Source organism: Phyllobacterium sp. GQ127 (genome assembly GCF_059758635.1).
Map to the genome: position 1 here is coordinate 113653 of NZ_JCAXDZ010000001.1, position 13385 is coordinate 127037.

Annotated in this window: 12 protein-coding genes; 3 read left to right on the plus strand and 9 right to left on the minus strand. The window is 53.4% G+C overall.

Going from position 1 to position 13385, the window contains the following annotated elements:
* Positions 1-8: 8 nt before the first annotated feature.
* Both AC6CHM_RS00590 and pssA read left to right on the plus strand, forming a co-directional pair.
* Positions 9-707 (plus strand): phosphatidylserine decarboxylase, encoded by a 699-nt coding sequence (locus AC6CHM_RS00590; RefSeq protein ID WP_336440999.1) that lies wholly within the window; start codon positions 9-11, stop codon positions 705-707.
* 3 nt (positions 708-710) lie between these two features.
* Positions 711-1559 carry a CDP-diacylglycerol--serine O-phosphatidyltransferase gene (gene pssA, locus AC6CHM_RS00595; RefSeq protein WP_115051808.1) on the plus strand — a complete coding sequence of 283 codons (849 nt, stop codon included), beginning with the start codon at positions 711-713 and terminating at the stop codon, positions 1557-1559.
* An 18-nt stretch (positions 1560-1577) separates the two neighbouring features.
* Here pssA and AC6CHM_RS00600 read toward each other — a convergent pair whose 3' ends face one another.
* Both AC6CHM_RS00600 and AC6CHM_RS00605 read right to left on the minus strand, forming a co-directional pair.
* Entirely contained in the window at positions 1578-2624 is a 1047-nt protein-coding gene (locus AC6CHM_RS00600) for an alpha/beta hydrolase family protein (RefSeq protein ID WP_498171582.1), read from the minus strand.
* 43 nt (positions 2625-2667) lie between these two features.
* Positions 2668-3375: a hypothetical protein gene (locus AC6CHM_RS00605; RefSeq protein WP_336441001.1), complete on the minus strand. Its 708-nt coding sequence runs from the start codon at positions 3373-3375 to the stop codon at positions 2668-2670.
* 150 nt (positions 3376-3525) lie between these two features.
* Here AC6CHM_RS00605 and AC6CHM_RS00610 point away from each other — a divergent pair, with 150 nt between their 5' ends.
* Positions 3526-4578, plus strand: coding sequence for a helix-turn-helix domain-containing protein (locus AC6CHM_RS00610; RefSeq protein WP_498171586.1), 1053 nt, complete (start codon positions 3526-3528; stop codon positions 4576-4578).
* On the opposite strand, the gene AC6CHM_RS00615 is transcribed toward AC6CHM_RS00610, so the two are convergent.
* The 7 genes from AC6CHM_RS00615 to AC6CHM_RS00645 all read right to left on the minus strand — a co-directional run bounded on the left by AC6CHM_RS00615 (position 4575) and on the right by AC6CHM_RS00645 (position 13226).
* Positions 4575-5327: an SDR family NAD(P)-dependent oxidoreductase gene (locus AC6CHM_RS00615; RefSeq protein ID WP_354344926.1), complete on the minus strand. Its 753-nt coding sequence runs from the start codon at positions 5325-5327 to the stop codon at positions 4575-4577. The two genes, AC6CHM_RS00610 and AC6CHM_RS00615, sit on opposite strands and share 4 nt — an antisense overlap.
* Positions 5328-5336: 9 nt before the next feature.
* Positions 5337-6830: an amidophosphoribosyltransferase gene (gene purF, locus AC6CHM_RS00620; protein WP_115051804.1), complete on the minus strand. Its 1494-nt coding sequence runs from the start codon at positions 6828-6830 to the stop codon at positions 5337-5339.
* Between the two features lie 132 nt (positions 6831-6962).
* Positions 6963-7562, minus strand: a complete 600-nt coding sequence (locus AC6CHM_RS00625) for a CvpA family protein (protein ID WP_115051803.1) — start codon at positions 7560-7562, stop codon at positions 6963-6965.
* A 35-nt stretch (positions 7563-7597) separates the two neighbouring features.
* Positions 7598-8998, minus strand: coding sequence for a DNA repair protein RadA (radA, locus tag AC6CHM_RS00630; RefSeq protein ID WP_307283959.1), 1401 nt, complete (start codon positions 8996-8998; stop codon positions 7598-7600).
* Positions 8998-10155: an alanine racemase gene (alr, locus tag AC6CHM_RS00635; protein WP_498171592.1), complete on the minus strand. Its 1158-nt coding sequence runs from the start codon at positions 10153-10155 to the stop codon at positions 8998-9000. The genes radA and alr overlap by 1 nt, the downstream gene beginning before the upstream one ends.
* Positions 10156-10169: 14 nt before the next feature.
* On the minus strand, positions 10170-11663 hold the full coding sequence (locus tag AC6CHM_RS00640; RefSeq protein ID WP_115051800.1) for a replicative DNA helicase: 1494 nt from the start codon (positions 11661-11663) through the stop codon (positions 10170-10172).
* Positions 11664-11945: 282 nt separating this feature from the next.
* Positions 11946-13226 (minus strand): cyclopropane fatty acid synthase, encoded by a 1281-nt coding sequence (locus AC6CHM_RS00645; RefSeq protein WP_337353804.1) that lies wholly within the window; start codon positions 13224-13226, stop codon positions 11946-11948.
* Positions 13227-13385 lie beyond the last annotated feature (159 nt).

Sequence of the window (13385 nt, forward strand, 5' to 3'; positions counted from 1 at the left end):
ATAGATGAATGAGCCTTGTTGATACGATCCGTAATACTTTTGTGCCCATCCATAAGGAAGGCTATCCCTTCATTGCGGGTTTCGCCGTTGCCACACTCATTCTTGGTTATCTTTGGGGCCCATTGTTCTGGATCGGCCTGATACTGACCGCTTGGTGCATTTATTTCTATCGTGATCCCCAGCGCGTAACCCCCACCGATGACAAGCTGGTTATAAGCCCGGCGGATGGACTCGTTTCGGCTGTTGGGCCTGCAGTGCCACCGCGCGAGCTTGGATTGGGCGATACGGAAATGACCAGAATTTCCGTCTTCATGAATGTTTTTTCCTGCCATATCAACCGCGCTCCGGTTCGCGGTCGAATTTCCACTATCGTCCATAAACCCGGCAAGTTCCTCAATGCCGAACTCGACAAAGCCAGTGCGGAAAATGAGCGCAATGGTCTGGTTATCGAAAGCCCCAATGGCGAGGTTGCTGTTGTGCAGGTTGCCGGTCTGGTTGCCCGCCGCATTGTGTGCTGGGTCGATGAAAGCAACTCAATCTCAATTGGCGAGCGCTTTGGCCTGATCCGCTTTGGCTCTCGCGTCGATGTCTATCTGCCGCAGGGATTTGTGCCGCGTGTTGCAGTCGGCCAAACGGCCGTTGGCGGCGAAACGGTTGTTGCTGAATTTGGTGGCGCGCCAAGCGCACCTCTGGTCCGGATAAGCTAATCAATGCCGTTGGAGCAAGAAACAGACCCGTTGTTTGACGAGAAACATCAGAATGCCGAACCGAAAGGCACGCGTATTCCCCTGCGTTACCTCATGCCCAACGTCATCACAGTTCTGGCCATCTGCGCCGGGCTGACCGGTATCCGGCTGGCATTTGAAAACAGATTCGAGCTGGCCGTTTCAATGGTTCTGCTGGCTGCGTTCCTTGACGGCATAGACGGGCGCATCGCCCGCATGATGAAGGGTTCATCCAAGTTCGGCGCTCAGATGGACTCGCTTGCTGATATCGTCAATTTCGGCGTTGCACCGGCTTTGGTCCTTTATGCCTATATGCTTGATCAGGCGCGATCCTTCGGCTGGATTGCGGCGCTGCTTTATTGCATTGCCTGTTGTTTGCGGCTCGCCCGCTTTAACGTCATGCTTGACGTCGTCGGCAAACCGCTATGGCAGAATAACTTCTTTACAGGCGTTCCTGCTCCTGCAGGCGCCATGCTGGTCATGTTGCCGGTTTATCTGGGCTTCCTCGGTCTTGTTCCCACGCGTACATTCGCCTTTATAGCAGCAGCCTATACGGTGGGTGTGGCGGTGCTGATGATCAGCCGCTTACCGGTCTATAGCGGAAAGGCAGCAGGCACCAAGCTTCGTTCAGATTGGGTCATGCCGACCTTCCTGTTTATCGTGGTCTATGTGGCATTCCTGATGAGTTACACATGGGAAACGCTAACATTGACGACAATCGCCTTCTTCCTGACCTTGCCGTTCAGCTACAGGGCATGGAAACGTTTTGAAGCGGCGGATGCTGCCAGTACCAGCACAGATGCCGAAAAGGATGGTTCCGAAATCCAATCCTGATGTCGGAGCCACTCACCTCTACTGCTCAGTTTTAAAAGTCCGTTTGAAGGCGGCAGCAACCATGTTGATTAACTGCGCGTGAATTTCGCCGCGCGATCGTCCTTCGACATTGTCACAAAGTGCTTCGGTGATACCTTTAGCTTTCAAAGCTTCGGATGCACCGGCTTTGCATTCCGCAAACATACTGAAATGATTAGCGCCATCAATCGTCGAGTAACGTGCGTGAGGGATGAGCTTCGCCGTTTGTGACACATCTACCGTTGGCGGAACCTCTCCGCTACGTCCCAGGTTTATCAAATCGACCGGAATTGTGATGCTGGCAATGCTTTCGGTGGTTAGCGTCCCCACCATTGCGGGATCAACTGCGACTGCTGATCGAATTCGATTGTCTCGGTAGTTTTGGCCTGCGGGCTGCAGATTCATCGTGTGAAGGTCGACGCCGCTTTGTTTGATCCATTCACACAAAGAGTTGTTGCTCGAGCCGTTGTCGCAATAAGATGCCAGCCGTTGCTGGTTCACCTTGGCTCCGGCTACTGCAAGGGCCGTATATCCGCCCATGGAGAGACCAAGCGCCCCGACTTTCTCCCAGTCAATTTTATTCTGAAACGCTGTACTTATTTTGAGGGCATCCAACGTAGACGTAAAATCCGCGGGCCGTAGCCAAAGCTTCATTGCCTCACCCGCCGATCTATTTCCACTCTGGTTGCCGGGATGATTTGGTGCGGCAACAATGTAACCATGTTTCGCCAACGAAACGGCAATCCAGCTTGTGGCTCCTGCATTCCCTGCAATACCTGTGCCGTGGGAAAGCAGAATGAGTGGAAATTTGCCCTTCAGTATTGGCGCATCCCGCATGCTGGTGGTGCCGCTAAAAAACGGAGTATCGCCAAGCAGCGCTTCCTCGCCGCCAATCTGTGTCGGGTACCAGATTGTAACATGAAGATTGATGCCTCGTTCTTTTGACGGGGACAAGAATTCACGTACCCCGACATTCATGTCGTCAGCATGAGCGATTTGCAGTGTTGTAACGAGAGCGAGCCCGGTGAGAAACGCAAATTTCTTCATAGTGAAACTCCTTGTTTTGGATGTATGAAAATGATTTCGGGCCTCAGCGAATTGTCGCGCGGACATAATCGCTCTTGATATCGATGGAGGGTTTTGCACCGGGGGTGTTCATAAGTTTGCTATCGATAAAAGATGCTTTGGCATCAACCGCATAGCTGATCGGCGTGTCCTTCAAAAAACTGAACGCGGCATCAAGCGCGCGGGACTCCAGACGGATAGTCTCGTTATTGCTGCTTCGCTCAAAGCGAACGTCGCTGCGCACTGCATCGCCGTTGATGTCGAGCCTGGAGGCATAACCATCCAGCGAAAAATCGGCTGCATTTGCATTGATGCGAATGCTGCGATACTCACCGGAAAAACGCGCAAGCAAAGCGTGTTGCTCAATGCTGATATCAGCGCCCTTGGGCAGATTGACGATAATCCCAACTTCACAATCAGAAAGGCTGAGAAGAGGAGATTCTGTAACGTCGATTGTTAATGTCTGATCTTTGATTTCAGTGGTCGTTTTCGTTTCGCAGCGGTTCGAGAACCAATTCGAATACCAACTGGCAAGCCAGCTTGTCCTGGTCCCTGTGATAGTCGCCGCATAGGGAACCGTGTCTAGAGTGGTGAAATCCAAACGGCTGCTCTCGCCGGTTATCGTCACCTGCTTGATCCTCGTCATATCCAGCTGAGCTGCGGTCTCGGCCTTTGCGGCGACAGGCGTAAGAGTGGTAAAAAGCAGAATAAGCGAAGCAAAAAATCCTGGCATGTTGATCTCCTTGAAATGCGGCGCTTGGATTAGCGCCAGCATCAGGGAGCGGCATTGTTCAGATATTTTCGACCTTGATCACAATTCAGGTCGTCCGCGATCACGATTGAGGACATATTGAGCCTCAAACTCATTTGGATAATGTTGAAAATGCTTTTTGTGCCTTTACCTTTCGTCGTTGCGCTTCTGCTCTTTATCCTGCTCGTCCAAATGATCCGGCGGCAGGAAGAGGGAGCGTCAAATACGTTCTTCTTCGCATGGCTGATTGTTGCTGCCGTGCAAGCGGTGGTTATAGGCGTGCGCTGGGGTTATGACTTCCTTGAGATATTGCCGCTTCAGGCAATACTTGCGGCCGCAGCTCCCACATTGGCATGGCTCAGTTTTGATAGTTTGCGAACTGAACGACCACCGTCTGAGCGGCCTTTTCTATTGCTCCATCTCCTTCCGACGTTGGCGGTCGCCGGTTTTGTCGCCTTTTGGCCCGACCCCATCTCACTGACGATCATTCTCATTTTTCTCGGGTACGGGTTTGCACTTGCCCGGCTCGCTTGGGCTGGCCCCAATATCTTGGGCGCATCGCGGCTGGATGGCGTTATCACGTCTTATCGTGCCCTGCAGCTTACCGCGATTTCCACTATCGGCTCTGCCGTGATCGACCTGCTGGTAACTTTCGATTTCGCGGAAACGGGCGGACTTCATTCGGGCCGTATTGTCGCTATCGCCAATATTATCGGCCTTCTTGTTCTTGGAACTGCGGCTACTGTGGCTGGTGCCAGCCAACCTTTGGCGGATGAAAGCAGGGATGAGCCTGCATTGTCCAGCCAACCTACCTCTGACGATGCTGCAGTGGCCCTGGCGTTGGATGAGTTTATGCAGTCGCGTCAGCCATATCGCGATGTGGATCTCAATTTGAACAGACTGGGCCGAAAAATGGGGCTCTCAGTCAGGCAGGTATCCAATGCGGTCAACCGCGCCAAAGGGATGAGCGTTTCACAATATGTGAATGATTACCGGGTGAGGGACGCTTGCAACCTTCTCACGCAGACCGATGAGCCAATCACGCGCATCATGTTCGACGCTGGTTTTCAGACCAAATCAAACTTTAACCGCGAGTTTCTGCGTGTCACCGGCATGAGTCCGAAAGCATGGCGCACGCGTAACAATAAGGTGGACGAGAGAAACGTCATTCGTCTCGCCGTTTAACTGGGGTTGTTATAGCTCAGCAGTTTGCCTGACTGCACTTTGTACAGCTTTCCGGTTTCATCAATAGCGGGGTCACAGAGCAGGGCGATCTTCGCAGCCACTTCTGCCGGTGTTGGCAATGTCTCCGGATCTTCCCCCGGCACAGCCTGAGCACGCATTGCAGTACGCGTTGCACCGGGATCGACCGAATGCACCCTCAACTTTGTCTGTTTGGTCTCTTCCGCCCAGCTGCGCGCGAAAACTTCCACGGCAGCTTTCGAAGCGGCATAGGGAGCCCAGTAGGCGCGGGCAGAGTGGGCAACACTCGACGAAAGCAGCAATGCACGGCCAGCGTCGGAAAGCTTCAGCAAAGGGTCTGTGGTCCGAATAAGGCGCCAGACGCTGGAAACATTGACAGTCATCAACTTGTCGAAGACCTTTGCCTCGACATGGCCGATAGGCGAAATGGTACCGAGCACACCAGCATTGGCGACCATGATATCAAGCTTGCCCCAACGCTCGTGAATTGAGCCGCCCAGACGATCAATCGCAGGCAGGTCAGTCAGATCAAGCGGAACCAGCGTTGCCGAGCCCCCAGCTTTTGTAATTTCGTCGTCCAGTTCTTCAAGGCCGCCCACCGTGCGCGCAACAGCGATAACATGCGCGCCGCGTCCAGCGAGTTCTTTTGCAAGGTGATAGCCAATGCCGCGCGAAGCGCCGGTGACAAGCGCAAGCTTGCCATCCAGCCGAAAACTGCCGTCAGAAATCATGAAGTGAACTCAACCGTTATTTGCCAGAAGTGAGAACTGACGGACATTGTCCGGGCCGTCCTTGTCGAGAAGGCGCGTCGGGTAGTCGCCAGTGAAATAGTGATCGGTAAAGAGTGGCGAACGCGGGTCTCGCGGAGCTCCGCTTACGGCCTTGTAGAGCCCGTCTATCGACAGAAACGCCAATGAATCCGCGCCGATATACGCACACATCGCATCAAGATCAGCATATTGGTTTGCCAGCAGCTTATCTGCATCGGGCGTATCAATGCCGTAGAAATCCGGGTGGAAAATCATCGGGCTGGCAACGCGGATATGCACTTCGCTTGCGCCAGCATCGCGGATCATTTGCACGATCTTGACGGATGTCGTTCCGCGCACAATGGAATCGTCCACCAGAACAACGCGCTTGCCTTCGATGACTGCGCGATTGGCTGAGTGTTTCAATTTGACGCCGAACGCACGAATGGATTGCGTCGGCTCGATAAAGGTTCTGCCGACATAATGGTTGCGGATGATACCAAGCTCGAAGGGGATGCCGCTCGCCTGCGCAAAACCTATCGCAGCCGGTGTACCGCCATCGGGAACGGGCACGACAACATCAGCCTCAAGCGGTGCTTCCTTGGCGAGGTTGATACCCATATTCTTGCGGGCGGTATAAACATTGCGGCCACCAACAACTGAGTCAGGACGGGCAAAATATACATATTCGAACAGGCAAAGCCGCTCAGGTTTCGGGTTCTGCGGCTTGAACGTCTCAATGCTGATGGAACCATCAGCTTGAATCTCGCAAACCACGACTTCACCATTTTCGATATCACGAACGAATTTGGCACCAATAATGTCCAGCGCGCAACTCTCGGAAGCAAAAATCGGCTTGCCATTGAGGTCGCCCATCACAAGCGGACGAATGCCGATCGGGTCACGTGCAGCGATCAACTTTGTGCGGGTGAGGGCGAGCATCGCATAGCCGCCTTCCATCTGGCGGATCGCGTCAATGAAGCGATCGCTCGATGATGTGCTGCGCGAGCGGGCAATGAGATGTAGCACAACTTCCGTATCGGAATTGGACTGGCAGATAGCACCATCGGCAATAAGCTTGCGGCGCATGGTAAGGCCATTGGTGAAATTGCCGTTATGGGCAATGGCAATGCCACCGATTTCCAGCTCGGCGAAAAGCGGCTGCACATTGCGGAGAGCAGCGTCACCTGTTGTGGAGTAGCGGACATGGCCTATAGCGCGGTCACCGGGCAGCTGAGCCAATGTAGCCGGGTTGGTATAATGGTCCCCAACAAGGCCCATACGGCGCTCTGAGCAGAATTGGTTGCCATCGTATGAGACTATACCTGCAGCTTCCTGGCCGCGATGCTGCAATGCATGCAGTCCCAACGCTGTCAGTGTGGCCGCATCAGGATGGCCCAAAATGCCAAACACACCGCACTCTTCATGCAGTGTGTCATCGTCAAGGGACATCAATTGGTTATCGTCACGAGAAATGTCGGTCATTGCCGCCAGCCCTTTCGCCCCAAGTTCATTGGGATCGAGTCAATTGTGCCTAGTTGTATTATGCCACACTATATGGGGTATTACCAAGGAAACCCCAAGAGCGGTATTGACGCAGTTCATGTTATTGTCCGGTTACTCTGGTGTTGTGCCTTCCGGAGGAATGTCTTCCTTCGGTTCAACCGTTGTCGTTCCGTCTGGCGCAGTATCCGTTGCCGCAGGCGTACCGGGCTTCAAACGCTTCAGAATGGTTGATTCCGGGTCTTCCGGCAAAAGCGCAACCAGTTTTGCACCTAGCTCGTCGATCATCGGCTTTGATTTGGCCTGTGCCACCCATGCCGGCTGATTTTCGGTAACGAGCCAGTTGAAAAACAACATCGCAACCACGACGAGCAGAACACCGCGTGCTGCTCCGAATAGAAAGCCGAGTGTGCGATCCAGCGCGCCGATGCGGCTATCGATGATAAAATCGGCGATCTTCATCGTAATAATGGAAACAACGATGAGCGTGATGATGAAAACCAGACCGGCAGCCGCAATCTGCGCAATTGTGTCATTGCTGATGTAAGGGGCTAAAAAGGGAACCACTGGCTTGTAAAAAACATAGGCGGCAACGGCAGCGGCTGCCCATGATACGACAGACAATACTTCGCGCGAGAAGCCACGAACCATGGCCAGGACCGCCGAGACAAGGGTTATGCCCAATAGTATTCCGTCAAGCAACGTTATCGGCATTTTATTTGGTCCTCATATCAAAACCAACCATTTGATCAGTCTTCGCGTTGTCTCTTGCCCGGTCCGGATGCTGCTATGCGGGCCACAAGGTCCGGTAGTGATGCGGTCTCGGTCAGACGAGCATTGCCGTTCTTTGCGACATCGTTGCTTCCCTTGGGAAGAACAGCCTGCTTGAACCCAAGCTTGTCTGCTTCTTTCAGTCTTTGCACTGCATGCGCCACAGGGCGAACAGCACCAGATAGACTGACTTCGCCGAAATAGACGCAATCGGCGGGAAGGGCAATACCAGCAATTGAGGAAACCAGTGCAGATGCAACAGCAATATCAGCGGCGGGCTCGGTTATCCGGTATCCACCAGCCACATTCAGATACACATCATGCTGTCCAAACCGAACGCCGCAATGGGCTTCAAGCACGGCGAGAATCATCGAAAGGCGGTTTCCATCCCAACCAACAACGGCGCGGCGCGGCGTGCCGAGCGTTGATGGAGCGACCAAGGCCTGAATTTCAACGAGGATAGGCCGCGTTCCCTCCATACCGGCAAAAACAGCGGCGCCCGGCGCTTTATCGTTCCTTTCGCCAAGAAACAGCTCGGAGGGATTGGCGACCTGACGCAAGCCCTTATCCGACATTTCAAACACGCCGATTTCATCAGTCGGCCCAAACCGGTTTTTGACGGTGCGAAGAATACGGTAATGGTGGCCACCTTCACCTTCAAAATAAAGCACGGCATCGACCATATGCTCGATGACACGCGGTCCTGCAATTTGGCCCTCTTTGGTCACATGTCCGACGAGAACAACGGCTGCACCTGTTTGCTTGGCATAGCGAATCATCGCCTGTGCTCCGGCGCGAACCTGGGTCACCGTGCCGGGTGCAGAATCAGCGGCATCTGTCCAAAGCGTCTGGATCGAATCGATAATGATCAGATCCGGGCGTTTCGCCTCGGAGATGGTCGCAAGTATATCTTCAACATTGGTTTCTGCCGCCAGCAGCACATCTGTATCGGCGGCGTCCAGCCGCTGCGCACGCAGACGTATCTGTGCTACTGCTTCTTCGCCTGATACGTATATAACGCGGTGTCCCTGACGCGATAAGGCAGCGGCGGCCTGTGTCAGCAAGGTCGATTTGCCGATACCCGGATCGCCGCCGATCAGAATGGCCGACCCGCGTACGAAGCCGCCGCCCGTCACACGATCAAGCTCGCCAATTCCCGACTGGATGCGTGGGGCGTCTTCGATTTCACCCGATAAGGTGGTCAGCGCAACGGCACGGCCCTTGCGGCTAGAAAGCTTACCGGGTCCGCTGCCTATGCCGCCGGACGTGCCTTCTTCGACAAGTGTATTCCATTCGCCGCATGCATCGCACTTGCCGGCCCAGCGTGTGTGAACGGCACCGCAATTCTGGCAGATGAATTGAATTCTAGCCTTGGCCATTAAATCTCATTTCCGCTGTAAAGGTAGCGGCGGTGATAGCGGTTTCCAAGGCTGGTAAGCAACTCATATCCGATTGTGCCTGCAGCGCGCGCAGCATCATCAAGCGAAATATTGCTGCCAAACAGTTCGATATAGTCACCGGCCTTGGCCTCGCCTTCAGCCAGTTCGGAAATATCGAACGAGGTTAGATCCATTGTCACGCGCCCGATGATTGGAACTTTCTTGCCTGCAATGAAACCACAACCACCATTATTGAGCGTTTGCCGCAGGGGGACGCCGCTGCCCGACGCCGAGCGCAAATAGCCATCTGCATAGCCAACTGAGCAGATCGCAATACGCGTATCACGGGTCAGTCTCGCTGTAGCGCCGTAGCCCGCCGTCTCGCCCTTAAGGCCTGTGCGAATCTGAACTATCCGTGCTTCTGACGTGACCACCGGCCGCATTGGGTTGGCAATGCCCGAAACAGGCTCGCCGCCATACATGGCGACGCCGGGACGGCTCAACTCATAGCCAGCGTTCAAACTATGAAAGATGCCGGGTGAATTGGCGATGCTTGATTCAATTCCAGAGAAATGTTCGCGAAGCTTTTGAAATGATTCAAATTGCCTTTGGCTAAGCTCATGTTTTTGTTCATCTGCCGTTGCCAGATGGGTAATCAGCAGGATCGGCTTGTCATCTTTGGATTCACCGGCAAAACGGATGGCTTCGTTAACGGTGAGGCCGAGGCGGTTCATCCCCGTATCGACATGCAGAGCATAGGGCAGTTTTTCGGTGCGACCGGCATTGAGTGCCTTCCAGCTTGCAAGTTCCTGCAACGACCCAAGCACTGGAGTGAGGTTGGATTGTTCGTAGACCGGAAAAGCCTCAGCGAAGAAGCCGTTAAGCACAAAAACTTGCGCATCAGGCGCGACAGCCTTTACACGCAATCCTTCCTCGGCCAGAGCCACAAAAAATGTGCGGCATCCAGCTTTCCATAAAACCGGAACGACATGGATAATACCAAGGCCATAGGCGTCAGCCTTGACCACAGCCGCCGTACGGGCAGGCTTGGACCTCTCGGCAAGCAGAAGCCAGTTTGCAACCAAGGCATCAAGATCAATGGTTAAACGTCCGCCAGCGAGCCGTGGATCAGCGCCCGTCGTAGCAATATGTTGCATTTTAGCAGTCATCCTTACTCGAAACGTTCAGGAAGATGCGAATCCTCGGCAAGATCGGTAAAGCGGGTAAACTCCGCCTGGAAAGCGAGCCGTACTGTTCCTGTCGGGCCATGACGCTGCTTGGCCACGATGACTTCTGCCTTGCCGATTGCTTCGTTCAACTCAGCCTGCCATTTGAAGTGCTCTTCGGTTCCGGGCTTAGGTTCTTTGTTCTTGATGTAATATTCGTCGCGATACACAAACAATACAACGTCGGCGTCCTGCTCGATCGAACCGGATTCGCGCAAGTCAGAAAGCTGCGGATGTTTGTCTTCGCGGCTTTCCACCTGACGCGAGAGCTGCGAGAGAGCAATGATCGGTGTATTCAACTCCTTGCCCAGAGCTTTCAGGCCAGTGGTAATCTCGGTAATTTCCTGCACGCGGTTTTCCGATGCGCGCTTGGACGATCCCTGCATCAGCTGAATATAGTCGATCACAATCACGTCGAGGCCACGCTGGCGCTTCAAGCGGCGTGCACGAGCCGCCAATTGAGCAATGGATATACCACCCGTCTGATCGATATAGAGTGGCACACGCTGCATATGCTGCGAACAGGCAACGAGCTTTTCAAAATCAGCTTCACTGATTTCACCGCGGCGGATTTTTGAAGAGCTGATTTCCGATTGCTCGGAAATGATACGCGTTGCCAGCTGTTCAGACGACATTTCCAGCGAGAAAAAGCCGACAACGCCGCCATTCTTGGCTTTAAAACTGCCATCGGCCAATTGTTCAGGCTCGTAGGCTGCGGCGATGTTGAATGCGATATTGGTTGCAAGCGAGGTTTTGCCCATGCCAGGACGTCCTGCAAGAACGATCAAATCTGAAGGCTGCAATCCACCCATACGCGCATCGAGCGCACGGATACCCGTTGATACGCCGGAAAGATGTCCGTCGCGCATGAATGCAGCGTTGGCCATATCCACAGCATTCTTGACCGCATCGGTAAATGTCTGGAAGCCACCATCATAGCGCCCGGTTTCAGCCAGTTCGAACAGGCGTCGTTCCGCATCCTCGATCTGGCCTTGCGGCGCTACATCGACCGGCGCGTCATAGGCGATATTCACCATATCTTCGCCAATGGTGATCAGCGCCCGGCGTGTCGCCAGATCATAAATCGCGCGGCCATAGTCTTCGGCATTGATGACGGTCACAGCTTCCGCTGCAAGACGTGCCAGATATTGCATGACGGTCATGTCGCCGATCTTCGCGTCGGCGGGCATGAATGTTTTAAGCGTTACGGGATTGGCCATCTTGCCCATCCGAATCATGTCGGATGCGACTTCGAAGATTTTCCGGTGCAGAGGCTCATTGAAATGCGTGGGCTTCAGGAAGTCGGAAACACGATAGAACGCATCATTATTGACCAGAATTGCGCCAAGCAAAGCCTGTTCGGCCTCAATATTGTTGGGGGCCTCGCGATAGAGCGTGCCCTGCGCTTCGTTGATCTTGCGTACCGTAGCTTCAGCCATTTTGTATTTTCCTGTTCGCCACCACTATGGCCCAGCACAGATAATTATGGCGTGGCAGATTTGTCCTTATCACCACAATTCACACAACTGCGGATAAGAAAACCTCCTGCTTGACTCTCACGGCGGACTATAAGCCGAGTCGGGTGGAAAAGGCGATGCAGCACAACCGCTTCTCAGTCATCCTCGGGCTTGACCCGAGGACCACTGCTCGCCAATGAAGATTGAATTCTCGGGTCAAGCCCGGAGAAGTATGCGTTAAAGTACCATCGCACTAAGGTCCAATCACCGCCCGGCAATCGATTCCTTTGCGTTCACTTGGCTATTAGCCGAGCTGCGTTCACACTCAAGGCGCTTTAGTCGCTTCTCTTCCTGTTCGATATAGTTGCGTGTGAACGGCACGGCTTCCTGTCGATGAGCCAATTGAATCTGGAACACCATCAGGTTCTGCCAGCGGAATGCTGATTCTGATGCCGCCAGATAAAACTCCCACATCCGGCAAAACCTTTCATCATAGATCGCTTTTGCCTTATCGCGATTTGCCATGAAACGTTCGCGCCAGATGCGCAATGTATCAGCATAGTGCAGACGCAGAATTTCGATATCAGTAATGACCAAGCCGGCTTTTTCGATATGTGGAATGACTTCCGAAAGGGCAGGGATATAACCTCCCGGGAAGATATATTTCTGAATGAAGGCATTGGTGTAGGACGGCCCGTCTGAACGCCCGATCGAATGCAACAGGAAGACGCCATCCTTCTTGAGCAGACGCGCTGTGTGCTGAAAATATTCGGAGAAATGACCAATGCCTACATGCTCGAACATGCCGACCGAAACAATCCGGTCGAAACTGTCATCGATTGTACGATAGTCCTGCAGGTTGAATTGAGCCTGTGATGACAGTCCTTCCTCAAAAGCACGCTTATTAGCAATGCCGTACTGTTCTTGCGAGAGGGTGACGCCTGTGACATTGGCCTCAAGGTGCCTTGCCAGATATAGTCCCATGCCACCCCAGCCGCAGCCGATATCGAGGGTCTTATGACCTTTTTCGATAAGCAGTTTTGCAGCTATGTGACGTTTTTTTGCAAGCTGAGCCTCTTCGAGGGTCGCATCTGGCCTTTCGAAGTAAGCGCAGGAATATTGCATGTCGGTATCGAGAAAGAGCCGATACAAATCCTCCGACAGATCGTAGTGACGTTGCACATTGCTTGATGCACGGGTCAGATTGTTCATCTGGTGTAAACGCCGGGTAGCGCGCCGTATGCCCTCAAGCGCAAGCATCCAGGGTTCCTTGGCTGCCGTAGCTCCGGTATTTTCGAAGATAAGTTTCAAAATATCGTAGATGTCGCCCTGCAGAACATCAATCTCGCTGTTCATATAGGCTTCTGCAAAGTGCAAGGATGGGTCGAACGCGATTCTGCGTTCTGCCGCGGCAGTATTGATGCGAAAGTGATATTCCTCGCCGGTCCCGTCGCCAAACATGCGGGTTTTTCCGCCGGAATCGGTTATTTTCAAAGTACCAGTGTGAATCATGCGCGTAAGGGCGGCGCGTAGAAGTGCATTCATGAACAATCTCCATCTTAGACGATAGAGCTCGGCCATAAGGCGACTCAAAGGGAGTCTTGGTCGGGCGTGGGTGGACTCAGTAAATTTAATTGATTTTTTCAATCTGAAAAGCAAAAAAGTACCCGGCATTGCTACCGGGTACTTTTACCAAATGAAAAC